The following is a 25880-nucleotide window of genomic DNA, read 5'->3' on the forward strand; positions in this document are numbered from 1 at the left end:
TTCAAGTCATGTTCCGGTTGTGACCTTGGCACAGCTGAATGTCGTCGTGCGCCTACGACGGTGGAGAACTGGCATGATTTTTCGTACGCGCCTCTCGTTGGGGCTGAAACTTCCGCTTATGCTTGTGGCCATTGCGATGGTTGCGCTGACGGTGATGGGGGTCTCTTCCTATCGTGAAGCGCGCGCGCTTTTGGCGGAAGAAGCAAACCAACGGCTGGAACGCACGCTCGAATCACGCGCGCAGGCGCTTGAGCAATGGGCGGGCCAGCTTCAATCCGAACTGGCTGCGATGGCCGCCAATTCAGGCACACAGCGCCTGATGCGCGATTTTGCCAATAGCTGGAAAATGCTGGGCGAGGGCGCGGCGGACAATCTGCGCACCGCGTGGGTCGAGACCAACCCGAACCCGCCGCAAGAACGTTGGAAGCTCGATTTCGCAGGCGATATCAATGATTTCGGCATTGTGCATCGGCGCGCCCATCCGGGCTTCGTGACGCTGGCCGACGAAAAGAAACTGCATGATCTCTATTTCATCGATGTCTCGGGCCATGTGATCTATTCGCTGCGCAAAGATGCCGATTTCGCCGCCGATCTGACGGATCCGGCTTTGGCCGATGGCGCGCTGGCGCAAACCGTGGCGCAAGCGCTGGCTGGGGCCGAGGCCGATTCAGCCGTGTCCGATTTCACCACTTTGGCCGATGGGCAGCGGGGGCTTTACCTTGCGCATGCGATCCGCTCGGAACAGGGTGTCGTGCTGGGCGTTTTGGCCTTTGCCACAGGGCTGGAGCCTTTGGCGGGCATTTTGACGATGGAAAGTTCGCTGGGCGAGACCGGGCAGGCCTATCTGGTCGATGCGGCGGCGCAACTGCAAAGCCCGTTGCGTCTGGCCGCGCAGCCCGCGCCGGGCGCCGATGTGCGCAATGGCGCAGTTTCGGCGGCGCTGGCGGGCGAAACCGGCCGCTCGGTCCATCAAGGCGTTGATGGCCGCAAGGTGGCCGGGGTGCATATGCCGCTTACGCTCTTTGGGCGTGCGATGGGGCTAGTGGTCGAACAAGACGAAGCCGAGGTCGTGGCCCCGGCGCGGCAGCTGGCCAACAAGCAAATGCTCAATGCGCTGTGGCTGATCGCGATGCTGGCGGGGATGTCGGCATGGATGGCGCGCGGCATTGCGCGCCCGGCGCACCGGCTGGCCGGGGCAGTGGGGCGGCTTTCGCGCGGCGATCACGCCGTTGAGGTGCCCGCGACCGAGCGCGGCGATGAATTGGGCGAAATCGCCCAAGCCTTGGACGCGCTGCGCGGCGATCTGGCGGCCAGCCACGAAACCCAGCGCGCGGCGACGATTCAGGGCACCGCGTTCCAAAATTCCTCTGCCGCGCTGATGGTGGTCGGCCCCGATCTGATGATCTGCTATGCCAACAGCGCGCTGACCAAGCTTGTACAGGCCAAGCTCGACGATTTTAAGATCGCCAGCCCGACGCTTGATCCCGAGAAGCTGGTGGGTGTGTCGCTGAGCGCGCTTTATCCGCTCTCGCCCGAGATTGAAGCGCGCCTTGCCGATCCGAAGCAATTGCCGTTCCGCCGCGACGTAGCGGTGGGCGCGGGGCGCTATGGCGTTGATTTTTCAGAAATTCGCGCGCCCGACAACGCGTTGATGGGCTATGTCGTCGAATGGCGCGACGTGACCGAATTGCGGATGACGCGTGCGTTGCTCAATGCGCTCGATTCCACCCAGCTGATGCTTGAATTCTCGCCCAAGGGGCAGGTCACGCGCGGCAATGACAATATCCTTGCTGCGCTTGGCCTCAGCGCCGCTGACCTGCTGGGCCGTGACCATGCCGGGCTGATTGATGGCGATGGCGATTTGGCCGGGTTCTGGGACCGGCTGGAGCGGCTGGAGCCGGTGATCGGGCGGTTCGTGCTGCAAGGGGCCGATGGCCGTGCAGTCGTGGCCGAAGGCAGCGTGACCCCGGTGCCCGATCGGGCTGGCACGATGCTGAAAATCGTCATGATCGCCAATGACATCACCCAAGCCCAAGCCGCGTTGGCGGCCGCGCAGGCGCGCAACGAAGCGATGCTGGTGGGGCAGCGCGCCGTGGTCGAAGGGCTGCGCGTCGGGCTGGACCATCTGGCACGCGGCAATCTCAACAGCCGCATCGAAACCGTCTTCCCCGCCGAATACGAACAATTGCGCACCGATTTCAACAAGGCCGCCAGCACTTTGGCCGAGGCGATGGCGGTGGTGATCGATTGCGCCCATTCGATCGATGGCGAGGTGAACGAGATCAACAATGCCGCCGCCGATCTTGCACAGCGCACCGAAAAACAAGCGGGCACGCTGGCCGAAACGGTGACCGCACTCGATCAGCTTACCTCTTCGGTGGGCACCGCAAGTGCCGGGATTTCCGAGGCAGATCAAATGGTTGAAGGCGCACGGGTCAGTGCCGAAAGCTCGGGCCAGGTGGTGCAACAGGCCGTGGCGGCGATGGGCGAAATCGCGCAAAGCTCGGAGAAGATTTCGCGCATCATCTCGGTGATCGAGGATATCGCTTTCCAGACCAATCTCTTGGCGCTCAATGCTGGGGTCGAAGCCGCCCGCGCGGGCGAAGCGGGGCGTGGCTTTGCGGTTGTTGCCTCAGAGGTGCGCGCGCTGGCGCAACGCTCTTCGGATGCGGCACAAGAAATCGACACGCTGATTTCCACCTCGTCTGACCATGTGCGCCGCGGCGTCGATCTGGTGGGCGAAACCGGGCAAGCGCTGACGGGTATTTTGGGGTCGGTCAATGAGATCGCGGCGCGGGTGTCGAAAATCGCCAGCTCGGCGCGCGAACAATCCTCGGGTCTGAACGAGATCAACAATGCGATGATCCAGCTTGATCAGGTGACCCAGCAAAACGCCGCGATGTTTGAAGAAACGACGGCGGCGGCGCAGGCGCTGAGCCAAGGCGTGCAAGTGCTGACCACGACGACCGCGCGTTTCGATGCCGCCCCGGAAGGCAAAGCACACGCCAAGACAGCCGCCAGCGCAGCACCGGCGGCGGCCCCGGCGGCCGCAAAACCTGTGGCACAGGCTTCTGCCAAGCCCGCCCCCGCGAAGACCGGTCCTGCGAAACCTGCGGCGCAAGCCGCCGCCCCAGCCTCGAAACCGGCAAAGCCGCCCGCCCCGGCCAATCGGCCCGCACCGAATCCGGCCGCCGCGCCCGCGCCGCGCAGCAACGGGGCGCTCGCGCTCAAGCCCGAAGCTGGGGATTGGGAAGATTTTTAACACGAATGCGCGAAAACATACCGAGCTCACATTAGAACGAGAGTGCCCATGACACCGAAACGCGTCCTTATCGTGGATGACTCGCCCACCATCCGGGCTTTGCTGCACAACCAGCTTTCGCAGGACCCCCGGATTGAAGTGGTGGGCGAAGCCTGCGATCCGTTCGATGCGCGCGAAAAAATCAAGGCGCTCTCGCCCGATGTGCTGACGCTTGATGTGGAAATGCCGCGTATGAACGGGCTGGAATTCCTAGAAAAGCTGATGCGGCTGCGACCGATGCCGGTGGTGATGATCTCCACCGAAACGCAAAAAGGCTCTGCCGCGGCGCTGGAGGCTTTGTCGCTTGGGGCGGTGGAATGCATCGGCAAACCGAGCTTTGGCCAGTTGGCCGATACGTTTGCGCATCTGGCCGATCTGCTGGTGGTGGCGGCGAATGCTCGGCTGCGCAGCCCCGGTCCGCGTGCGCAGATCGCCCCGGCGGTCGATTTCAACTGGAACGGCCATTATGTGCTGATCGGGTCTTCGACCGGCGGCGTCGATGCGCTGGAAACCTATTTGTCGTCTTATCCGCGCAACTGCCCGCCGACGCTGATCACCCAGCATATGCCCGAGGGCTTTCTGGCCTCTTTCGCGCGCCGGCTCGATAGCAAGATGCAACCGACCGTCAGCCTTGCGCAAGAGGGGGCGCCGCTTGCCCCGGGCCATGTCTATCTGGCGCCCGGGGGCGATTATCACTTGGCCGTTTCGGGGCGTGAAGCCCCCAAATGCCATCTGATCGCCTCGGAAAAGCGCAACGGGCACCGGCCCTCGGTCGAGGTGCTGTTCGACAGCGCTGTGCCGATTGCCCGGCGCTGCGTCGGTGTGATGCTGACGGGCATGGGCAAGGATGGCGCCGAGGCAATGGTGCGTCTGCGTCAAGCAGGGGCGCGGTGCTTTGCCCAAGACGAGGCCAGCTCGGTCGTTTTCGGCATGCCGCGCGCGGCGCTGGAACTGGGCGCCGCAGAGAAAGCTTTGCCGATTGGGCAGATGGCCGGTCAGGTTCTTAAATTGTGTAGTGGTACCAGTAACAGTGGAAGCGCGATGACATTCAATTCTGTTCGGAGGGCCTGATAATATGACGGCACAAAAAAAGACCCTTCATATCGCGCAGGGCGAATTCGCCACGGCGCGCGGGCCCGATCCCTCGATCTCGACAATCCTTGGCTCTTGCGTGGCGACCTGTCTTTATGACGAGCAGGCTCAGGTTGGGGGCATGAACCATTTCCTGCTGCCCGATGGCGCGGGGGCTTCGCTCAACTCGGCGCGCTTTGGTGTCAACGCGATGGAGCTTTTGATCAACGCGCTGATCAAGGAAGGCGCGAACCGGTCGCGGCTGAAGGCCAAGGTCTTTGGCGGCGGGCGGATGATCGCGGGCTTGTCGGATGTAGGGGCGAAAAACGCAAGTTTCGTGCTCGATTTCCTGCGCCGTGAGCAGATCGAATGTACCGGGCAAAGCCTTGGCGGCACGCAGGCGCGCCGGGTCGAGTTCTGGCCGGGCAGCGGGCGTGCCCGCCAGCGGCTTTTGGGCGAAACCCAAGTGGTCGAGACGCCGCCGCCGAAAGTGGCACCGGCTCCGGCCGGGGGGGGGCTCGAACTGTTCTGAGCCCGAAACCACACCTTTGCGGGTCTTTGGCGGCCGCCCTTCGGGGCGGCCTTTTTGGTGGCCAGTCGAATGGGGCGATGGCACGCCTGACGGTTGCACACCGAAGGCGCCCGCAAGGCAACAGGCATAAAAAAACCGGGCAACGCCCGGAGCAACGCCCCAAGGGGACGCAGTGCAAAGATGACCGCCGCCGATCCTGTCGCGGCGCGGCGGCGGTGCTATGTCGGGTGGCTCAGAACCACTGGATTTCTCCGGTGTCTTCTTCTTCGACCACGTGTCGTTCGTGGCCCGGGTCCAGATTGTTGGCCAGTTCATGCAGCCGCAGCCGCGACAGCAGCGGCACCGCATGCAGTTTGACATCTTGCGGCATCTCGGTCGACACCGCCGCCATCAAACGGCCCAGATCCTCAAGCGCTTGGGTGATCCGGTCGATGCCCTGAAGGCCCCGGATCGCCTCGATATCGGTGTGTTCGGCAAAATGGCACATCGACAGCGCGCGCTGCACCTCTGCCGAAAGACGCGCCAAGGTGTCCAGCTCGTCGCCAACGCGGGCGGCCAGCGCATCGAGCGGCAGATCCCTGCGCTCGACCGCTTGGGCCATCAGGGGGGCCAGATCCATCATAGCCGCCCCACCACCTGCTCGATGCAGCCACGCAGGTCTTGCGGCGTGAAGGGCTTTTTCAGGAAGTTGTTCATCCCCAGACGTTTGCCGGTCTCGATGATTTCGCGATCGGCACGCCCGGTGATCAGGATGAAGCCCAACCCCTTGGTGCGCGCGTTCGAGCGCAGCGCATGCAGCAGTTGCAGCCCATCCATGCCCGGCATGTTATAATCCGAGATCACCAGGTGAACCGGCGTCTTTTCAAGGATTTGCAGGGCGCCCGGGCCGTCGGTGGCGGTGCCCACCTGACGGATCCCGAACGAATCGAGGGCTTGCGTGATCAGACCACGCGAGGTGGACATATCGTCCACAACCATGATCCGAATTTGGTCTCTCAGTGCCATTTCGGGCCTCCGTTCGGGCTTGCCGCTTCGGGCAACCGGTAAGTCGTGATGCCGGCGGTGGTCAGGGCTGTGCCGCCATCAAGCGGGACGCGCTCGGAATGGCCAACGAACAGCCAGCCGCCGGGGGCGAGTTGCGCCTCGAAGCGTTTCCAAAGCTTCGCCTGGTCTTCGGGGCTGAAGTAAATCACCACATTTCGGCAGAAGATGATGTCGAACTTGCCTTTCATCGGCCAGTTCTGGTGCAGGTTCAGCTCGTTGAAGCTGACCAAGGCACGCAGCGGCGGCACAATCCGCACCCCGCCTGCCTCAAGCTGCGCAAAGCGCTGCATCGGCTTCGGGATCGTGGCGAGCGTTGCCGCATCGTAAAGCGCTTCACGACCGCGCGCGACCATTCGCGGGTCAATATCGGTGGCCAGAATGCGAATGTCGAGCTTGGCCAGATCCTGCGCCATATCGGCCAGCACCATGGCGATGGTGAACGCTTCTTGTCCGTTCGAACATCCTGCCGACCAGATCCGCACCTTCTGCCCCGCGCGTGCTTTGGCCAGCAGCGGCGGCAGCGCGGTGTTGCGCAGCGTGTCGAAATGGTGGTTTTCGCGGAAGAAATTGGTGACATTCGTGGTCAGCGCCGAGATCATCTCGCGCCGTTCATCCTGCCCCTCATCCGAGGTCACTAGCTTGATATAGCTGGCGTAATCTTTCAAACCAAGCGCGCGCAGGCGCTTGCCCAGACGCGACTGCACCATCGAGGCTTTGCCCGGCGCCAAGACGATCCCGGCATGTTCATAAAGAACCTGCGCGATCGTGCCGAGTTCGGCATCGCTGGGGGCATGGGCGCCGCCAAGGGGAAGGGGGCTCATGTTGGTCATGCTGCCTCGACATTGTCGTCCGGCAGGACGGCGGAAAGATCGAGCACACGGATCATGCGGCCATCGACGATGGTCAGCGCCTGAATGAAGCTATGCGCGGCATCGGCGGCCAGTTCCGGCGGCGGTTGCAGCTCGGTGCGCGGCAGCGCCAGAATATCCGAGACCGCATTGACCAGAAGGCCTGCCGTCTGATTGCCCATCTGCACGACGATGATGACATTGCGCGCATCACCCTCGACCGGCTCCATGCCCAGCCGCACCGACAGATCGACCACCGGCAACACGGTGCCGCGCAGGTTGATCACGCCGCGCACGTGATGGGGCGCATGGGGCAGGGGCGTGGCCCGTGTCCAGCCGCGGATTTCGCGCACCGACATAATGTCGACCGAGTATTCCTCATCCGCAAGCCGGAACGACAGAAGTTCAAGTTCGGAAGAGTTTTGCGAGCTTTTTTCCAGTTCCATAACGGTTATCCTGCAAGAGCGAAGCTTTGGCTCCGGGTGCGACCGGAAGCGTTGGAGACAAGATCGGCGGGGTCGAGGATCAGAGCGATCTGACCGTCGCCAAGGATGGTTGCGGCGGCAACGCCGGGAATGTGGCCATAGCTGCGTTGCAGCCCCTTAATGACCACCTGCCGCTGTTCGAGGATCGAATCGACCACCAGCGCCGAGCGGGAGCCGTTTTCTTGTGCCGTGAGCAGCACGATCCCACCGGCGTAGTTTTCCATCGGGGCCCGGTAGCCCAATTCGGCCCCCAGATCGTAAAGCGGCACGAAGGCGCCCCGCACATGGATGACATTGGTGTTCGGCCCAAGGGCGCGAATGTCTTCGTCGGTAAGCGTCGCGGTTTCCAAGATCGACGACAGCGGCACCACGAGCGTCTCATTCGCCACATTGACGACCATGCCATCCAGCACGGCCAGCGTGAGCGGCAACGAGATCGAGAAGCGCGTGCCTTTGCCCGGCTCCGAGTGAATGGTGATCCGGCCACCAAGACCTTGGATCGCCTGCCGCACCACATCCATGCCGACGCCGCGGCCCGACAGCGCCGAGACCTGATCGGCGGTCGAGAAACCGGGCAGGAACAGAAGGTTGTCAATCTCGCTGTCGGACAGTTGCGCCTCGGCTGCGATCAGACCTTTTTTGATGGCAATGTCGCGCACTTTCGGGCGGTTGATGCCCGCGCCGTCATCGGTGATTTCAATCACCACGCGGCCCGAACGATGCTGCGCGGACAGGGTGATCACCCCTTCGCGCGGCTTGCCAGCGGCTTCGCGTTTTTCCGGCGTTTCCAGACCATGGTCGACCGAGTTGCGGATCATATGGGTCAGCGGATCGGCCAGCCGTTCGATCACCGTTTTATCGACTTCGGTCGCTTCGCCTTCGGTGCGCAGGCGCACCTCTTTGCCCACGGCGGAAGAGGCTTCGCGCACAATCCGGCCCATCCGCTGGAACAGCGGTTTGACAGGTTGGGCGCGGATCATCATCACGCTGTCTTGGATATCGCGGGTCAACATCATAAAGGCTTCAAGCCCGGTCATCACCGCCGAGTTCGGCGGCAGCCCGGCCTCGGCCACGCTTTGCGCCAACATGGCTTGGTTGATCACCAATTCGCCGACAAGGTTCACCAGCCGGTCGATCCGGTCCAGATCGACCCGCACCGTTGCAGACGGTTCGGACGAATTTTCCTTGGCTGGGGCCGCATTGCCCTTGGGCACCGTGGCACCGGGGCCGGTGCTTGGCGCGCTGGCCGCCGGGGCGGGCGCGGGTTCCGCCGGGGCAATCGGCGCTGCGGTCGGTTCGGGCGTTTCCGCCAGATCCGCCAAAGAGGGCGGGTTATTCATCTCGACCCCCGAGGGGTTTTGCGGCGGGGCCGCCACCGGAGTGGGCGCGGGCATGCCCGGCATCGCGCCCGGCATCTCCAGCATCGGCTCCGAACCCGGTGTTGCGGCAAAAGGGTCCGCGCCAAGGTCTCCCATCGGCGGGGCCAAATCGGGCAGATCAAAGCCACCGGCGGGCGCATCGGCGCCGCCGCTGGTGATCTCCAGCTCGCAAACGTCTTCCACGAAATCGAACACTTCACGAATGTCGAAATCGGTCACATCGCCGGTGATCTCGACCACCCATTCAAGGCAGGCGGCTTCGGGATCAAGCGTGTCAAGCGCGGGCAGGGCCGACAGATCGCAGCTTGTTTTGCACTCGCCCAGCTTGGCGAGCGCGCGCAGCAGATGCAAAGGCTCATTGCCTGAGGCATAAAGCGCCGCACTGGGTTTGAACCGCACGGTCCAGACCGGCAGCGCCGGCGTGGCGCCTTCGTCTTCGGCGGGGCCGAAATCGAAGCTAAGTCCCATCGGCTGGAAGTCGGTGGCTTCTTCGATATCTTCTTCGACCGGCGCACCGCCCATCAGCGCCTCAAGCGCGACAAGGCAGGGCTCAGACCCATCGGGCGGCGGGGCGCCATCGCGGGCCGCGCGCACTTGGTCTTGCAACAGATCCGCTGCCTGGAAGAACAGCTTCATCGCTTCGGGCGTGATCGGCATCCGGCCGCAACGCACCTCGTCCATGACGGTTTCATAACGGTGCGCGAAACCCACCAGCGCGTCGAGGCCAAACGCCCCGGCCCCGCCCTTGATGGAATGCACCGCGCGGAAGACGACGTTGATCGTCTCATTGTCATGGCTACCTTCGTCCATATCGGACAGGGCATCTTGCAGGCTTTCGAGCAATTCTTCGCATTCGACGAAGAAACTGGCCCGGATTTCTGCCATCGGGTCCGTTGCCATAGGTATTCTCCTTAACCGGCGACCATCTGCAGCGCCTTGACCAGCTTCGGCGGGTCAAACGGCTTCACGATCCAGCCCGTCGCGCCAGCGGCACGCGCACGCGCTTTCAGCTCGGGGGCGGATTCAGTGGTCAGCACGAGGATCGGCGTCCCACGGTGTTTGTCTTGCTGGCGGACCGCTTCGATGAAGCCAAAGCCATCAAGACGCGGCATGTTGATGTCAGAGATGATCGCATCGGGCGCGATCCCCTCCAGCACCTCAAGCCCATGCACGCCGTCCTCGGCGAGATGGAGGTTGATGCCAGCTTCGCTCAGGGCGAGCTTGAGCATGTCGCGGATGGTGCGGCTGTCATCGACGGCCAGGACTGTCAGGCTCATGCGGCCTCTCCGGTTTGCAGATCCCCGGGCGCGAGGCCGAATAGGCCGAGGGCCTCATCGAATGCCTCGGAGCGCGGGGTGATGGTGAAGGAGGTGCCAGCGGCGCGCGCGGTCGAGGCGGCCGAGGCGAGGACTTGAACAGCGAGGCCACCCAAATGGGTCACCTCGGAAGCGTCGAGGACAAGGTCGGTCCCTGTCGCATCGCGCAATGCGGATGCGAGCGGGCTGGCTTGCGAAAGATCAAGCCGGGGGGCGAGGGAAATGGTCTGCATTACGACCCCGCAAAGATATGGTTTTGGAAAAGGATCACGCGTTCCCCTTTCATTCCTGCATGAAAGAGGCTTAGCGGTTGCGGGTTAAGATTGACTTGACGCGAACGGGAATTTCGCGGGCCTTTTTGCAGTCTTTCGCGTGATTGGCGAAAACCGCTTACAATTGCGGCGCGCGGGCATGCAGATGCGCGGCGCAGCCCGACAAGGCGGCGTAATCATCTTCGATCACCGCGACCGGGAAGGCTTGCAGAAATTCGGCAAAGCGCCCCTTGGCGCGCATCGCCTCAAGAAAGCCGAATTCGTGCAACAGCGGCGTGAAAGCCCGCGCGACCCCGCCACACAGATGAATGCCGCCAAAGGGCAGATGCACCAGCGCCAGATCGCCCACCACCGCGCCCAGATGCCGGGTGAAGATCCGCGCCGTCGCCACGCCAAGGGCGCTGCGCGCGGTGATTTCTTCCATCACCTGCGCGGCGGGTAGGGTGCTGTCTTGGCCCGCCTCGCGCGCGGCAAACGCATAGACCCGTTCCAGCCCGCGCCCCGACAGCACGTCTTCGACCGCCGCAAACCCATGCGCCTCTTCGACAAAGCGCATCAGGCGGATGTCTTCATCGGTCACCGTGGGCAAGGTGATATGGCCGCATTCAGAGGCGGCGACGATGCGCCCGCCCGGCGCCTCATGCACCGGCGCGGCGTTGAACCCGGTCCCCACGCCCACGACCAACTGGCTTGCATTGGGCCGCGCGGCCGCGCCCTTGTCGATCACCCGCACCGCGCCCGGTGCCAGATGGCCCAGCGCATGGCCTTGCGCTTGCAAATCATTCAGCACCGCCACGGTTTCCGCCTTGGTCACCCGGGCGATGGCATGGTCTTCGATCACCCAAGAGAGGTTCGTCATCTGCGCCACGCCGTCATGCACCGGACCGGCCGCAGCCACACAGGCCCCGGCCAGATCGCTGACGCCTTCGGTTTGCATATAGTCCGCCAAGATCGGTTCCAGCGCGGGCCGCCCCGCATTGGCATAGCGCTTGATCGAGGCCGGGATCAGCTTGCCCCCCTCGGCCAGCGCGACGCGGGTGTTGGTGCCGCCGATATCGGCCAAAAGCGAATAGCGATCAGGGGTGGCAGAGATCATCTTAGCGCTCCAAAGCGGTCTTAAAGGCGTGATAGGACGCCTTCGGGCGGCGCTGCAAGCTTTCGAAATCCAAATGGATCAGGCCAAAGCGCTTTTCATAGCCCAGCGCCCATTCATAATTGTCGAGCGCCGACCACGCCATATAGCCCTTGAGCGGCACGCCTGCGGCCAGTGCGTTCTGACAGGCGCGCAGATGCGCGGCGTAATAGGCGATACGGTCTTGGTCGTCACACAGGCCCCTCTTGTCCAGCCGGTCGGGCGCGGCCATGCCGTTTTCGGTGACATAAAGCGGCAGATCGCCGGTATAGTCCCGCGCGATGCGGGTCAGGAACTCTTGCAACCCCTCGGGGCGGATTTCCCAGCCCATCTCGGTTTTTGGCCCCGCGCCATCGACCTCGGCAAAGCCGGGCCAAGGGCCGGGGGCGGCGGCGATGCGCTTGCAGGTGTAGTAATTGAGCCCGAACCAGTCCAGCGGCTGCGCGATCGTGGCCAGATCATCCTCCCAGCCTTCGGGCAGATGCGGGGCCAGACCTTCCAGCGCCGCTTCGGGGTAGCGGCCCTTGAACATGGCCTCGACAAAGAAACGATTGAAGATCGCATCGTAACGGTTTGTTGCGGCTTCACTTTCAGGGGATGCGTCTGCGGGCAGGGCGGTTTCGAAATTGCACACGGCGCCAAGGTTCTTGATCCCGCCCGCGCGCATCACCTTGATCGCGCGGCCATGCGCCAAGAGCACATGATGCATGGCGCGGGCGGTGGCGCGAATATCGCGCAGCCCCGGCGCATGGGCGCCCAGAAAATGGCTGAGCCAACTGACGCACCACGGCTCGTTGATCGGGGCAGCGGACCAAATCCGATCACTCAGCCGGGCCATGATGACATGGGTGTAATCGGCAAACCACCGGGTGATTTCGCGGTTGCGCCAGCCGCCCTTATCGGCCAGCGCAGCGGGCAATTCCCAATGATAAAGCGTCAGCGCGGGTTTGAGCCCGCGTTCCAACATCCCATCCACCAGCCGGTCATAGAAATCGAGCCCCTCCATGTTCACCGGGCCGCGGCCTTCGGGCAAAACCCGCGCCCAAGAGGTGGAGAAGCGATAGATATCAAAGCCCGCCGCCGCGACCAGATCCAGATCCTGTTCCCACAGATGGTAATGATCGCAGGCCCGTGCGCCGTTTTCGGCCCGCACCACATTGCCCGGTGTGGCCGCGAATGTGTCCCAATGGGTCGGTCCCGCGCCGCCAAAGCCATGCCCCTCGATCTGGTAGGACGAGGTCGCCACGCCGAACTGAAATCCGGTCGGAAAGGCGGAACGCGGGGGCAGGGCAGTCATGCAAGAAATCCTTCGGGCAGAGAAACGGGGACAACGGGCCAGAGCGGTGCCGGACCGGGCGCCTTGGTCCGCACGGCACACCCGTTTGGCGCAAGGCGCACGGTTGTGGGCGAAAGCCCAAGGCACTGGGCAAGGTCGTTGAGGGTCATGGCGCTGGTCCCGATCCGCCCCTGACGCGGTTTGCCTGACGCGATTTGGCCGGCTTCAAAGCGGTTTGGAGCGCCAAAGCCTACCCGCGCACCCCGGGGGCGTCAATCCGACGGGGCGGCTTTTGCGCCTTTGCGCATATGCAGCATTTCCCCAAGGTTACAAGGCCTTGGCCCGGGGGGCGCGGTTGACTTTGGCCGACCTTTGCGGGACGCTCGGCCATCCAAAGCGCTTTGGGGCGAGTCGGATACCCGCCCCGGGTCTGGATCAAAGGGCTTGGCCCCGGTCTCGGGAGGACTGCATGACGAAACAGCTTTATCTGGGCGTGGCCATTGCGGCGCTCGCCGTTTCTGGCGCATTTGCGCAGGATTTGAAATTTGCTCCGGGCGAGGATGCCCGGTTCAACTGGGCCTCTTATGAGGCGCTCAAGGAAATGGATCTTTCGGGCCAGACGCTGACGGTTTTGGGCCCGTGGTTGGGGCCGGATAAGGATCTGGTCGAAAGCGTGATCGCCTATTTCGAAGCCGCCACCGGCGCCGATGTGATCTATTCCGGTTCTGACAGTTTCGAACAGCAGATCGTCATCGATGCCGAGGGCGGCAGCCCGCCCGATGTCGCTGTCTTCCCGCAGCCCGGTCTGGCCTCTGACCTTGCCAAGAAAGGCCGCCTTGTGCCCTTGGCCGAGGGAACGGGCGAATGGATCACGCAAAACTACGCCGCCGGTGACAGCTGGGCGGCCTATGGCAATTACGAGGGCCCAGACGGGCAAAAGCATCAATATGCCTTTCCGTTCAAGGCGGATGTGAAATCGCTCGTCTGGTATGTGCCGGAAAACTTTGAGGATGCGGGCTATGAAGTGCCGCAGACCATGGAAGAGTTGAAGGCGCTTTCCACCCAGATCGTGGCGGATGGGGCAACGCCATGGTGCATTGGGCTTGGTTCGGGCGGGGCCACCGGCTGGCCCGCGACCGATTGGGTCGAAGATTTCATGCTGCGCATCAACACCCCCTCGGATTATGACGCTTGGGTGGCCAACACGCTGAAATTCGACGATCCGAAAGTGATTGCCGCGATTGAGGATTTTGGCTGGTTCGCGCGCAATGATGCCTTTGTTGCGGGCGGCGCGGGGGCGGTGGCGACCACCGATTTCCGTGACAGTCCGAAGGGGCTTTTTGCCAGCCCGCCGCAATGCTACCTGCACCGGCAGGCCAGCTTCATCCCGTCGTTCTTCCCCGAGGGGGTGGTGGTCGGCCAAGATGCCGATTTCTTCTACTTCCCGGCTTATGAAGAAAAAGACCTTGGCCAACCGGTTTTGGGGGCGGGGACGATGTTTGCCAAGCTGACCGACAATCCGGTGGGCGATGCCTTCATCACCTTCCTCGAAAGCCCGATCGCGCATGAGGTCTGGATGGCGCAAAAAGGCTTTGTCACGCCCCATAAAGGTGTGAACACCGCGCTTTATGGGGATGAAACGCTTGCGAAAATGGGCGCCATCTTGCTCGATGCCACGACCTTCCGCTTTGACGGGTCGGACCTGATGCCGGGGGCGATTGGCGCGGGGGCGTTCTGGACCGGCATGGTCGATTATGCGGGCGGCAAACCCGCCGATGAGGTGGCCGCGCAAATTCAGGCCACTTGGGATACGCTGGACTAAGCGCACCCCACGGCCCGCCCGGGCGGTTCGGGCGGGCCTTTCGAATCGGTCGGTGCGGGGAGGCGCGGATGGAACAGCTGATGCTGGCGGGCGGCACGATCCTGACCGGGGTCTTTGCCTGTGTGGCGTGGTTTTGGGGTGCGAATTTCGTGCTTGATACGGTCTATCCGCCGCGTGGCGCCCATGCCGGGCGCAATATCTTGCGCGCCAATATGATCCGGCCTTGGCTCTTCATCGGCCCGGCGATCCTGTTTTTGGGCGTTTACCTTGTCTATCCGGTGTTCAAATCCACCGTGATGAGCTTTCAAGACAGCGATGCACAGCAATTCGTGGGTTTTGCCAACTACGAATGGCTCGTGTCGGATGCGAAATTCCGCGAGTCGATGCGCAATAACCTGATGTGGCTTTTGGTGGTGCCGGCGGCCTCGACCTTTTTCGGGCTGATTGCGGCGCAACTGACCGACCGGATCAAATGGGGCAATTTTGCCAAATCGATGATCTTTATGCCGATGGCGATTTCCTTCGTGGGCGCCGGGGTGATCTGGAAATTCGTCTATGATTACCGCGCCGAAGGGCAAGATCAGATCGGGCTTTTGAACGCGATCTGGGTCGCGCTTGGCAACAGCCCCGAAACATGGCTGACGGTGCCGTTTTGGAACAATTTCTTCCTGATGATTGTGCTTGTCTGGATTCAGACGGGCTTTGCCATGGTGATCTTGTCGGCGGCGCTGCGCGGCATTCCCGAAGAAACGATTGAGGCGGCAATTTTGGATGGTGCAAACCCGTGGCAGTTGTTCTTCCGCATCAAGGTGCCGCAAATCTGGGGCACGATTGCGGTGGTTTGGACCACGATCACCATTACCGTGCTGAAGGTCTTCGACATTGTTTTCGTGATGACCAATGGCGAATGGGGCACGCAGGTGCTGGCCAATATGATGTATAACTGGATGTTCCGCGGCGCGCCCGATTATGGCCGCGGCTCGGCGATTGCACTTGTCATCATGGCGCTGGTGCTGCCGATCATGATCTGGAACATTCGCAATGCCCGCAAGGAGATGGCCTGATGGACAACATTGCGGGCACCCGCGCGCGGCTGGTTTGGGCGGTCAATCTGGCGGCGGCGGTGTTGGTTGTCTTGTGGGTGGTGCCGACGATTGGGCTGTTGGTCTCGTCCTTTCGCGACCGCGATCAAATCACCGCCTCAGGCTGGTGGCGCGCGGCCTTTCCGGCGACTGCCACCAGTTTTGTGCGTGCGGGCACGGCCAAGGACCAGTTTCAAGAAAACGGCCTTTGGGTGATTGAAGGCAATGTTCTGGAAAAGGGGCAGCGGCTGGAACGCTGGGGCACCTCGTCTCGCGCGCCCGAGGCCTATGCGCCCGGCGAAACCATCGATCTGAAAGAGGGCGAACAGATCACCGTCACACCCGACGGGCATTACCGGCTGACAGCCCCGCAAGAATTCACCACGACGCGTGGCATGCGGATTTTCATCACCACCACCACGCCACCGCGCTTTACCACCGAAAACTATGCCCGTGTGATTGGGGCCGAGGGGTTGGGGCAGGCGTTTTTGAACACGATGACCGTGACGATCCCGGCCACGGTGATCCCGATTCTGATTGCCGCCTTTGCCGCCTATGCGCTGGCGTGGATGCAGTTTCCGGGCCGTGCGCTTTTGGTGGCCGCCGTGGTGGGCTTGCTGGTCGTGCCGCTGCAACTGTCGCTTATTCCGCTGTTGCGGTTTCACAATGAAATTGGGCTGGGCAAAGGCTATCTGGGGATTTGGCTGGCGCATACGGGCTTTGGCCTGCCACTCGCCATTTACCTGTTGCGCAACTACATGGTCGGTCTGCCGAAAGAAATTATTGAAAGCGCGCGCGTCGATGGCGCGACCGAATTTCAGATCTTCCGGCGGATCATTCTGCCGCTGTCTTTTCCCGCACTTGCCTCTTTTGCGATCTTTCAGTTCCTTTGGGTGTGGAACGATTTGCTTGTGGCCACCGTTTTTCTAGGCAACCGCCCCGACCAGCTTGTGATGACGGGGGTGTTGCGCGAACTTTTGGGCTCGCGCGGGGGCGATTGGGAAATCCTCGCGGCTTCGGCCTTCGTCTCGATTGCCGTGCCGCTTCTCGTCTTCTTCGCGCTTCAGAAATACCTTGTGCGCGGCCTTCTGGCCGGTTCGGTGAAAGGCGGCTGACATATGAACTTGCTCAACAAATCTGCTGACTGGTGGCGTGGTGCGGTGATCTATCAAATCTACCCGCGCTCGTTCCAAGATACCAATGGCGACGGGGTAGGCGATTTGCTGGGGATCGTGCAACGGCTGCCGCATGTGGCCAGCCTTGGTGCCGATGCGGTCTGGATTTCGCCCTTCTTCACCTCGCCGATGAAGGATTTCGGCTATGACATCTCGGATTATTGCGATGTCGATCCGATGTTCGGCAGTATGGCCGATTTCGACCAGGTGATTGCGACCGCCCATGCGTTGGGGCTGAAGGTGCTGATCGATCTGGTGCTAAGCCATACCTCGGATGTGCATCCGTGGTTCAAGGAAAGCCGCGACAGCCGCGACAACCCCAAGGCGGATTGGTATGTCTGGGCGGACCCGAAACCCGATGGCACGCCGCCCAACAACTGGCTGTCGATCTTTGGCGGCCCGGCTTGGCAATGGGACTCGCGGCGCGAGCAATATTACCTGCACAATTTCCTGATTGCCCAGCCCGATCTGAACTTCCATTCGACGGAGGTGCAGCAAGAACTTTTGGCGGTTGCGAAATTCTGGCTGGATCGGGGGGTGGACGGGTTCCGCCTCGATACGATCAATTTCTACATGCATGACGAGGAATTGCGCGACAATCCGGCGCTTGCCGCCGCCGAGCGCAATGACCAAACCGCGCCCAAGGTGAACCCCTACAATCACCAGCGCCATATCTATGACAAGAACCACCCCCGCAATGTGGAATTCCTGCGCAAGCTGCGCACGCTGATGAACGCTTATAACGCCGCCGCCGTGGGCGAAATTGGCGACAGCCAGCGCGGGCTAGAGATTTTGGGCGAATACACCTCGGGCGAGGACAAGGTGCAGATGTCTTACGCCTTTGAGTTGCTATCGGGGCATGAACCGCTCAATGCCAGCTTCATCAAGGACACGTTCGAGCGTCTGGAACGGGTCGCAGCTGATGGCTGGGCCTGTTGGGCCTATTCGAACCATGATGTCGTGCGCCATATCTCGCGCTGGGGATTAAACCCCGCATCTGCAAAGCTTTACACGACGCTGTTGATGTGCCTCAAAGGTTCGGTCTGTCTATATCAAGGCGAAGAATTGGGGCTGCCCGAGGCCGAGATCGGCTTTGAGGATGTGCGCGACCCCTATGGCATCCAATTCTGGCCCGAGTTCAAAGGCCGTGATGGGTGCCGCACGCCGATGGTCTGGAGCAAAGATGCGGTCAATGCGGGGTTTTCGACGGCGAAACCGTGGTTGCCGGTGCCCTCGTCGCATTACAGCCATGCCCCCGATGCGACGGAAAATGACCCTGCCGCGCTGATCCACCATTACCGCCGCGCGATTGCCTTTCGTCATCACCAAGAGCCTCTGCGCACCGGCGACATGACCCATATCTGGGCGCATGGCGATGTGCTGAGCTTTCACCGCACCAGCGATGAGGGCGAAATCCTGTGTTTTTTCAACCTGTCCGATCACCCGGTCGACACCACTGTTCCTGCGGGCGATTGGGTGACGATTGGCGGCGAGCTAGGCTCGATCCGGCCAATGCCCGATCACACGCTGCATCTGGGCCCGTGGCAGCCTTCGCTTTTAAAGCTCAATCAAGGAGGCCGCGATGGCTGACCTGACGCTGACCGGCGTTGCAAAATCTTACGGCGAGGTCGATGTGCTGCGCGACATCAACCTTGAGATCAAGGCGGGGGAACTGATCGTTTTCGTCGGTCCCTCGGGCTGCGGGAAATCCACTTTGTTGCGGATGATCGCGGGGCTGGAACGCATCACCGGGGGCGATCTGACAATCGATGGGGTGCGGGTCAATGACATGCCGCCCGCGCAGCGCGGCATTGCGATGGTGTTTCAATCCTATGCGCTTTATCCGCATATGACGGTGCGCCAGAATATGGAATTTGCGCTGAAAATCGCGCGCAAATCCCGCGCAGAAATCGATGCTGCGGTGAACAAGGCCGCCGAAATCTTGCAATTGACGCCCTATCTGGACCGGCTGCCCAAGGCGCTTTCGGGCGGGCAGCGCCAGCGCGTGGCGATTGGCCGGGCGATTGTGCGCGACCCGAAAGTCTATCTGTTCGATGAACCGCTTTCGAACCTGGATGCGGCCCTGCGCGTGGCGACGCGGATCGAGATTGCCCAACTGAAAGAGGCGATGCCAGACCGCACGATGATTTATGTCACACACGATCAGGTGGAGGCGATGACGCTGGCCAGCCGCATCGTGGTGCTGGCCGATAAAGGGATTGCCCAAGTCGGCACGCCGCTGGAACTTTATGAACGCCCGCAAAACGAATTTGTCGCGCAATTCATCGGCTCGCCGCAGATGAACCTGTTGGCGGGCGAGGTGGTGGAAACGGGCGATGTGACCACGGTCAAGCTGCAAGATGGCGGGGTGGCGCGCTCGGCCGTGCCGACCCGGCCCGAGGATCTGGGCCTTACGGTCAATATTGGTGTGCGCCCCGAAGACCTGACCCTGACCGAGGCAGAGGGTTTGTTCACCGGCACCGTCGAAATCGTCGAGGCTTTGGGCGAGGTGACGCTGCTGTATTTCGGCAATGAACCGGGGGCGCCGCATATGATTGCGAAACTGCCCGGTATTCATGCAGACCTGCGCCGAAGCCGGGTGACCTTGGGGGCGGCGCCCGAAAAAGTGCACCTTTTCCACGCCGGACAGTCGCTTCTTTATCGGTGATGTCGGAAACCGCGCACGGCCCACGCCCGGTATCGGCTAGGACGGTCGAAATCGGTCTTGGGTCGAGTCGGGGAGACGCATGATGAATCAGGTCGTGGAACAGCCAGCAGTCGCCAGCAGCGGGCGCCGGTCGCGTGGTGGCGGTGGCGCCGCCCGTCGGGCCGAGCGCACGGCGGTGAAATTCGAATTCGCCCGCTATATCGAGCGCAATATCCCCAATCTTGAAATCCTCAACGAGGAAGCGCTGGCGATCATCGAAGCCAATGCCGAAACGGTGCTGGAAGAGATCGGCGTGAACTTCGTCGACAACCCCGCCGCGCTGGCGCGTTGGCGCGAAGCCGGGGCCGATGTGCAGGGGGAACGGGTGCGCTTTCCCAAGGGGCTGGCGCGCGAATTGTGCAAGACCGCGCCCTCCAGCTTTGTGCAACATGCCCGCAACCCCGAGCGCAATGTCACCATTGGCGGCAAGAACCTTGTTCTGGCCCCGGTCTATGGCCCGCCCTTCGTGCGCGATATTCACGGCGGCCGCCGCTATGCCACGCTGACCGATTTTCGCAATTTCGTGAAGCTGGGGCAGATGTCGAAATGGCTGCACCATTCGGGCGGCACGGTCTGTGAACCGACAGATGTGGCGGTGAACAAGCGCCACCTTGATATGCTGTTTTCGCATATGACGCTGTCGGATAAGCCCTATATGGGCTCTGTCACCGAACGCTCGCGCTGCGTCGATTCCATCGAAATGTCGAAGATCCTGTTTGGCGAAGATTTCGTCGATCAGAACACGGTGATGACCTCGCTGGTCAATATCAACTCGCCGCTGACCTTCGACCCGATCATGATGGACGCGCTAGAGGTTTACGCGGCGGCAAACCAAGCCTGCATCATATCGCCCTTCATCGTGGGCGGCGCGATGGCCCCTGTCACCGTGGCGGGCACGCTGACGCAGGTGCTGGCCGAGGTGATGGTGGGCGTGGCCTATAGCCAGTTGATCCGCCCCGGCGCGCCGGTGATCTTTGGCGCTTTCGTGACCTCGATCGACATGAATTCGGGCGCGCCGACCTTCGGCACGCCGGAAGCCGCGCATATCACCCTTGGCGCGGGGCAATTGGCCCGCCGCATGGGGCTGCCGTTCCGCTCGGCCGGTTCGTTCAACGGCTCGAAACTGCCCGATGCGCAGGCCGCCTATGAAACGGCCAATACGCTGAATATCGGGCTTTTGGCGGGTGTGAACTTCATGCTGCATTCTTGCGGCTGGCTTGAAGGTGGTTTGGTGGCCAGCTACGAGAAATTCGTGATGGATGCCGATCAGTTGGGCGTGCTGCACCGGCTTGCCGCAGGCGTCGATATGAGCGCGAACGGGCAGGGGATGGAGGCGCTGCGCGAGGTGGGGCCGGGCGGTCACTTCCTTGGCTGCAGCCATACCCAAGCCAATTTCAAGGAAGCCTTCTGGAAGACCAACCTGCTCGATTACAAACCGTTCGAGACCTGGGAAGAAGAAGGCGCGCGCGATACCGCGACGCTGGCTGCAAAACGGGTCGAAAAGATGCTGGGCGACTATCAAGCCCCGGCGATGGACCCCGGCGTGCACGAGGCCTTGACCGATTATGTCGCGCGCAAGAAAGCCGCCGAGCCGGATGCGTTCATGTAAGGCAATGCCAAAAGGCAAACGAGAAAGGCGCCCCGTTATGGGCGCCTTTTACTTTCTCATCAGTCACTTATCAGCCCATCTTCAAGCTGGAAAAAATATCCACCGGGAAGTGATCTTTGATCGAATATAGGAACATATCGATTTCAAGCGCCAGCTCGGCCTCGAATTCATTCAGCTCTGTCCCGCTCCACCGGTGATGTTCCAGCCGGTTTAGGAAGGCGCGGCGGTCTTGGTCCGCCTGTGGCGCAAGCGCGAACATCTCTGCCGCGCGCAACAGATCGATGCGTTTGTGCACCTCGCGCATGGCGGCGAAGGCCTCCATCATCACCCGCATCAGGCGCGGATCATCCTGCCATGACTGCCCGGCGAAAACCTCTTGCACGGTGCGGTTGCCCGCGCCCAGACAATCATAGGCCACACAGCCGGCCATGCCCGCGTCGCTGAGGCGCTCATGGATTGCGCATAGATGCCCCGACAGGTTGCGGCACGGCTCGCAGGGGTTCTTGCTAAAGGCAAAATCCTTGCCCTTGTCAAAGGCCAAAGCAAGGCAGCAAAGCGCCGCGCATTGAGAACAATCGGTCTTGAGACAATCGGCTTGGGGCATGGCGGGCGCCTTTCGCTTGCGGCTAGAGGCGCCCTCTATCTCGCGAAACCGCACAGGGATGCAAGCTGGGCCCGCGCAAGCGCGGGCTATTCCTGCGCCAGAAGCGGGCGGATTTTCAATTGGGTAATGCGGTTATCCTTGCGCGCGGAGACCTCAAACCGGAAGCCGTGGAAGGCAAAGACCTGCCCCACCTCGGGGATCGTCTGCGCCTCATAGATCACCAGACCGGCCACGGTATTCGCCTCGTCATCGGGCAGCGCCCAATCGGTTTCGCGGTTCAGATCGCGGATCGTCATCGCACCATCGACAAGATAATCGCCGTTTTCGGTGGGCTTGAGCTGCCGGTCGCCCTTGGGGTCGAATTCATCCGAAATCTCGCCGACGATTTCCTCTAGAATGTCTTCAAGCGTCAACAGCCCGCGCAGATCGCCATATTCATCGACCACCAGACCGAAATGCGTGCGCCGTTTCAAAAACTCGCGCATCTGTTCATCCAGCGGCGTGGTCTCGGGGATGAAATAGGGCTTCATCGCCACTTTCATGATGTCGAGGTCAGACACGGAATCCAGCTTGCCATCGCCGGTGCGCAAGAACCGCTCGACCGCGCGCAGCAAATCCTTGGAATGCAGAATGCCGACGACGTTTTCGCGTTCGCCCTTATAGATCGGCAAGCGGGTGTGCGACGAGGCCAGCACCTGCGCCAACACCTCGTTCGGGTCGTCTTCGGCGTCGATCATCTCCACCTGGCTGCGGTGGCGCATGATTTCCTCGACCGTGCGGTTGCCCAGATCCAGCGCGCCCAGCAGCCGGTCGCGGTCATCCTTGTCGACCGTCCCTTCCGACGCCCCAAGCGCAATCGCCCCCGCGATTTCATCTTGGAAGGAAAACATGTGCTGGCCCGCATCGGTGCGCAGGCCAAACACCCACAGGATGCCGCGCACGATCATCCGCACCACCGTCACGATGGGCGCCAAAACCTTGGTCAGCACGCCGACTGGCCGCGCCACCGCGCTGGCAAAGGTTTCGGCATTGGTGATGGCGTAGGTCTTGGGCAACACCTCGGAAAAGATCAGCACCAAGGTGGTCATCACCAAAGTCGCCAGCGCCACGCCCGATTGGCCGAAAAGCCGGGTCAAAAGCGCGGTGGCCAGCGAGGCCGACAGGATGTTGACCACGTTATTGCCCAACAAAAGCGCGCCGATCAGCCGCTCGCTGTCTTCGGTGATTTCCAGCGCGCGTTCGGCCCCCTTTTCGCCTTTGTCGGCGCGGGCGCGCAATTTCGGGCGCGAGGCGGCGGTCAGCGCGGTCTCTGATCCCGAAAAAAAGCCCGAAAGCGCCAACAAAATGGCGATAGCGGCGGCAGAAAGCCAAAAGGCGGTGTCCAGAAGGGCGGTGATGTCGCTCATGATGCTTGGATAATGGAGGTTGCAGGGGGTCTCTTCAAGGCTTGCGCGCCAGCGGATGGTGCCCCAGCACCAGCTCTTTTAGCCGCGCCTCAAGGACATGGGTGTAAATCTCGGTGGTGGATAGATCGGCATGGCCCAAAAGCGTCTGAATCACCCGCAAATCGGCGCCGCGTTCCAGAAGATGCGTGGCAAAGGCGTGGCGCAGCACATGCGGCGTGACGCGGGCGGGCGAAAGGCCCGCGGCCACGGCGATGTCTTTCAAAAGCGCGTGGAAGCCCTGGCGGGTCAGATGCCCCTCTTTCGAGGCAGAGGGGAACAGATAGCGCGAGGGCGGCGCGCGTTTGGCAAGGCGGGCTTCTTCTTCGGCGGCGTCGCGCGCGGTCAGCCACGCGGCCAAAGCCTCGCGCGCCGGGGGCGAGAGCGGCACCATCCGTTCTTTGCCGCCCTTGCCGCGCACCAAAAGCATAGCCGGATCGCCGCGCGCAGCGGCCACGGGCAGGGTGACCAATTCGCTGACCCGCATGCCGGTGGCATAAAGCAGTTCCATCAGACAGCGGTTGCGGATCTGGTCTTGCACGGTGCGGCCTTGTTCGCGGCCCGCCTCCAACAACGCCTCTACCTCAGGGATCGAAAGCGTCTTGGGCAGCCGTTGCGCCTTGCCCGGCCCCGCGATTTGCATGGCCGGATTGTCGGGCCGCCAGCCTTCTTCATAGGCGAAGCGAAAGAATTGCTTAACCGCAGAAAGCCGCCGCGCGCGGGTGGATTTGGCCAGCCCCTCGGCTTCCAGCCGGATCATCCAAGCTTCGATATCGTCGCGCGACAGGCTGAGCACATCTAGCTTTTTTGCCTCAACAAACGCCGCGAAGTCATTGAGATCACGTTCATAAGCCAAGGTCGTGTTGCGCGCGGCCCCGGCCTCGGCGGCCTGCGCCTCCAAAAAGACCACGATCCGTTCGCGCAAGGACAGGCGGATCATCCGCGCCGCTCCAACACCATCAATTCCAGTGCCGTGCGCCGCGCAAGGCTTTCCATCCCCGCCATGCGCAGCAACCGCAGCCCGGCTTCGACGCGGCGGTGATCGCCCTTCGCGCCTTCGGAAATATCGTCAATCGCGCTAAGCAGCGCCTCGCCCAGACGGTCGGGGACCAGCGCGGCATAGGCGGCGGGCACGGTGGCAGGTGGCGCATCGAACACGCGTTTGAGCATTTGCCCCAAAGCATCGGAAGATCGCGCCTTGGCCGTGGTGCCGCGCGCCAGCGCCGCCAAAAACAGCGTATCGGGCGCACTGTCGGGCGGGCTGAGCGCCGCGCTTTCAAATTCCGGTGTCAAAAGCGCCATGTCAAAGGCCAGCCGGGCCGCCCCGCCCGTGAGCGACAGCCCCGCCAGACGCGGCGCGATCATCGCGGCAAAGGGGGCCTCTAGCTCTTGGGCCTGCATCGCCTCCCACGCCTGTGGCAGCAATTGCGCCACGCGTGAAACCCGCCCGGTCAAAAGCGCCCGATCCAGTTGCGACATCAACGAGACCCGCTCCCACACACCGCCCGAAGCCGAGGCCCGGTCTTGCGTGTAAAGCCCCAAAAGCTGGTTCGGGTCCAACACCCCCATCCGGGCCAGCCGCTCGGCGGCTTCAAGCTGGGTCTTCCAGCCGGAGTTCGAGCGCAGATCGGCCTGCGCAAACGCCACCGGCAGCATCGTGGTGGCCATTGGCTGGCCGATCGCCTCCATCAGCCGGAAGGCAAGCGGTGAGGGGCGCGCGGGCGGTGGCAAATCTTCGGCCCCGTCGGCCAGTTCATCATCCAAGAACAGGTCCAAAAGATCGGCCATCTCGGGCGCGATTTGCCCCAGCGCATCGGCATTGGCCAATTGCAATTGCGCATCGTCCCAATGGCCGCGCCGCGCAAGGCAGAAAATCTGCGCGGGCGGCGAGGGCGCAACGGCGGGGCTTTTTTCCATGATCTCGCAGGCGCGATCTTCTTGGCCCAGCAAAAGCGCAACATCGAAGCGACGCCGGAAAATCTCGGCATCATTCGGATCGGCCTCTTCCAAAAGCGCCATCGCCTGTTCCAGCGCGCCCAGATCCAAAAGCCGGTCGATCCGGGCCAGAAACAGCATATCGCCTTCGCCCGTGGCGCGTTGGCTGGGCGGGGACAGTTCGGCCAGCATCAGTTCCAGCAAGAAGCCCTGCACCGAGGGCAGGGTATCAAGCCGTTCCTTGCGCAAAGCGGCGGCCAAGGCCGGTTCGGGCGTGGCCCCCCAAAGATCGCGCGGCAAGCCCAGACGCGCTGCCGGGATCAACCCCAGCGCATCGGCACTGGGCCGGTCAAGCGATTGCACCGTCACCTGTTCAAGCGGGCCGGTGCCGCTGACCGGGGCCTCTCCGGGCACGGGCGGCAAGACCGGAACAGACCCGGTGGTCATTGCGGCGGGCGTTGCCCCCGATACCGACGAGGATAACCAATCGATGGCCGACATCGGCTCTTCGGCGCGCGCGCCGCTGGCGCCCAGCCCCGCGACAAGCAGCGCGGCGATCAGACGAGCGTCAATTGCCACCTTGCGCCTCCGTGGCGCTGGTCATGCCGGGATCGGTCGCAGGCACCGGGGCCAGCGCGGCGGCTGGCACGGCGGGCACCGGCGCGGCGGGCGGTGCAAGCCCGGGCAAATCGACCGGGCTACGCACCTCGGCCGGGTCTGCGTCCATATCTCCAAAATAGGCATAGCCCAACACGCCCAAAGCGGCGAGCAACACCAGAACGAAAACAGCCTGAAGGATGCGCCCCATGATCATTCTTTCTGTTTGTTCAAATTCATACTGCACGACA

General features: G+C 62.4%; 23 protein-coding genes. 9 read left to right on the forward strand and 14 right to left on the reverse strand.

What is annotated here, in order from left to right; translation table 11 throughout:
- Positions 1-73 precede the first annotated feature (73 nt).
- From CKO11_RS08085 to CKO11_RS08095, 3 genes are read left to right on the forward strand one after another with little or no spacing between them, the layout of a single operon-like run.
- Positions 74-3262 carry a methyl-accepting chemotaxis protein gene (locus CKO11_RS08085; protein WP_223636067.1) on the forward strand — a complete coding sequence of 1063 codons (3189 nt, stop codon included), beginning with the start codon at positions 74-76 and terminating at the stop codon, positions 3260-3262.
- A gap of 48 nt (positions 3263-3310) precedes the next feature.
- Positions 3311-4372, forward strand: a complete 1062-nt coding sequence (locus CKO11_RS08090; RefSeq protein WP_223636070.1) for a chemotaxis response regulator protein-glutamate methylesterase — start codon at positions 3311-3313, stop codon at positions 4370-4372.
- Positions 4373-4376: 4 nt separating this feature from the next.
- Positions 4377-4904 (forward strand): chemotaxis protein CheD, encoded by a 528-nt coding sequence (locus tag CKO11_RS08095; RefSeq protein WP_223636073.1) that lies wholly within the window; start codon positions 4377-4379, stop codon positions 4902-4904.
- Positions 4905-5136: 232 nt separating this feature from the next.
- On the opposite strand, the gene CKO11_RS08100 is transcribed toward CKO11_RS08095, so the two are convergent.
- The 9 genes from CKO11_RS08100 to CKO11_RS08140 form a co-directional block, all read right to left on the reverse strand.
- Positions 5137-5523 (reverse strand): hypothetical protein, encoded by a 387-nt coding sequence (locus CKO11_RS08100; RefSeq protein ID WP_223636087.1) that lies wholly within the window; start codon positions 5521-5523, stop codon positions 5137-5139.
- Entirely contained in the window at positions 5523-5909 is a 387-nt protein-coding gene (locus tag CKO11_RS08105) for a response regulator (RefSeq protein WP_223636090.1), read from the reverse strand. The genes CKO11_RS08100 and CKO11_RS08105 overlap by 1 nt, the downstream gene beginning before the upstream one ends.
- Positions 5900-6769, reverse strand: coding sequence for a CheR family methyltransferase (locus CKO11_RS08110; protein ID WP_223636093.1), 870 nt, complete (start codon positions 6767-6769; stop codon positions 5900-5902). The genes CKO11_RS08105 and CKO11_RS08110 overlap by 10 nt, the downstream gene beginning before the upstream one ends.
- Positions 6770-6774: 5 nt before the next feature.
- The gene (locus CKO11_RS08115) at positions 6775-7242 is read right to left on the reverse strand and encodes a chemotaxis protein CheW (protein WP_223636096.1); all 468 of its coding nucleotides are present in this window, start codon (positions 7240-7242) and stop codon (positions 6775-6777) included.
- Positions 7243-7247: 5 nt separating this feature from the next.
- Positions 7248-9560 (reverse strand): chemotaxis protein CheA, encoded by a 2313-nt coding sequence (locus CKO11_RS08120; protein WP_223636099.1) that lies wholly within the window; start codon positions 9558-9560, stop codon positions 7248-7250.
- An 11-nt stretch (positions 9561-9571) separates the two neighbouring features.
- Positions 9572-9937, reverse strand: a complete 366-nt coding sequence (locus CKO11_RS08125; RefSeq protein WP_223636102.1) for a response regulator — start codon at positions 9935-9937, stop codon at positions 9572-9574.
- Positions 9934-10209, reverse strand: coding sequence for an STAS domain-containing protein (locus tag CKO11_RS08130; protein ID WP_223636106.1), 276 nt, complete (start codon positions 10207-10209; stop codon positions 9934-9936). Before CKO11_RS08130 ends, CKO11_RS08125 begins: the two co-directional genes overlap by 4 nt.
- Positions 10210-10366: 157 nt before the next feature.
- Entirely contained in the window at positions 10367-11344 is a 978-nt protein-coding gene (locus tag CKO11_RS08135; protein ID WP_223636109.1) for a glucokinase, read from the reverse strand.
- A gap of 1 nt (position 11345) precedes the next feature.
- Positions 11346-12677 carry a GH1 family beta-glucosidase gene (locus CKO11_RS08140; protein WP_223636112.1) on the reverse strand — a complete coding sequence of 444 codons (1332 nt, stop codon included), beginning with the start codon at positions 12675-12677 and terminating at the stop codon, positions 11346-11348.
- A 448-nt stretch (positions 12678-13125) separates the two neighbouring features.
- On the opposite strand from CKO11_RS08140, the gene CKO11_RS08145 reads away from it, so the two are divergent.
- The 6 genes from CKO11_RS08145 (at position 13126) to CKO11_RS08170 (ending at position 21051) form a co-directional block, all read left to right on the forward strand.
- The gene (locus CKO11_RS08145; RefSeq protein ID WP_223636115.1) at positions 13126-14478 is read left to right on the forward strand and encodes an ABC transporter substrate-binding protein; all 1353 of its coding nucleotides are present in this window, start codon (positions 13126-13128) and stop codon (positions 14476-14478) included.
- A gap of 68 nt (positions 14479-14546) precedes the next feature.
- Positions 14547-15542 (forward strand): carbohydrate ABC transporter permease, encoded by a 996-nt coding sequence (locus CKO11_RS08150; RefSeq protein WP_223636118.1) that lies wholly within the window; start codon positions 14547-14549, stop codon positions 15540-15542.
- The gene (locus tag CKO11_RS08155; RefSeq protein WP_223636120.1) at positions 15542-16675 is read left to right on the forward strand and encodes a carbohydrate ABC transporter permease; all 1134 of its coding nucleotides are present in this window, start codon (positions 15542-15544) and stop codon (positions 16673-16675) included. The genes CKO11_RS08150 and CKO11_RS08155 overlap by 1 nt, the downstream gene beginning before the upstream one ends.
- 3 nt (positions 16676-16678) lie before the next feature.
- Positions 16679-18325: an alpha-glucosidase gene (locus tag CKO11_RS08160; RefSeq protein WP_223636123.1), complete on the forward strand. Its 1647-nt coding sequence runs from the start codon at positions 16679-16681 to the stop codon at positions 18323-18325.
- A complete protein-coding gene (locus tag CKO11_RS08165) occupies positions 18318-19403 on the forward strand; it encodes an ABC transporter ATP-binding protein (RefSeq protein ID WP_223636126.1) in 1086 nt (361 codons plus the stop codon). The genes CKO11_RS08160 and CKO11_RS08165 overlap by 8 nt, the downstream gene beginning before the upstream one ends.
- An 82-nt stretch (positions 19404-19485) precedes the next feature.
- Entirely contained in the window at positions 19486-21051 is a 1566-nt protein-coding gene (locus tag CKO11_RS08170; RefSeq protein WP_223636445.1) for a trimethylamine methyltransferase family protein, read from the forward strand.
- 70 nt (positions 21052-21121) lie between these two features.
- Here CKO11_RS08170 and CKO11_RS08175 read toward each other — a convergent pair whose 3' ends face one another.
- The 5 genes from CKO11_RS08175 to CKO11_RS08195 all read right to left on the reverse strand — a co-directional run bounded on the left by CKO11_RS08175 (position 21122) and on the right by CKO11_RS08195 (position 25840).
- Positions 21122-21655 (reverse strand): hypothetical protein, encoded by a 534-nt coding sequence (locus CKO11_RS08175; protein ID WP_223636129.1) that lies wholly within the window; start codon positions 21653-21655, stop codon positions 21122-21124.
- Between the two features lie 86 nt (positions 21656-21741).
- Positions 21742-23061: an HlyC/CorC family transporter gene (locus CKO11_RS08180; protein ID WP_223636146.1), complete on the reverse strand. Its 1320-nt coding sequence runs from the start codon at positions 23059-23061 to the stop codon at positions 21742-21744.
- Positions 23062-23095: 34 nt separating this feature from the next.
- Positions 23096-24037, reverse strand: coding sequence for a site-specific tyrosine recombinase XerD (locus CKO11_RS08185; protein WP_223636149.1), 942 nt, complete (start codon positions 24035-24037; stop codon positions 23096-23098).
- Positions 24034-25611, reverse strand: coding sequence for a tetratricopeptide repeat protein (locus CKO11_RS08190; protein ID WP_223636152.1), 1578 nt, complete (start codon positions 25609-25611; stop codon positions 24034-24036). Before CKO11_RS08190 ends, CKO11_RS08185 begins: the two co-directional genes overlap by 4 nt.
- Positions 25601-25840: a hypothetical protein gene (locus CKO11_RS08195; protein WP_223636155.1), complete on the reverse strand. Its 240-nt coding sequence runs from the start codon at positions 25838-25840 to the stop codon at positions 25601-25603. Before CKO11_RS08195 ends, CKO11_RS08190 begins: the two co-directional genes overlap by 11 nt.
- Positions 25841-25880: the final 40 nt, after the last annotated feature.

Origin of the sequence: Rhodobacter sp. TJ_12, from assembly GCF_020023995.1 — a bacterium.
GTDB lineage: Bacteria > Pseudomonadota > Alphaproteobacteria > Rhodobacterales > Rhodobacteraceae > Rhodobacter.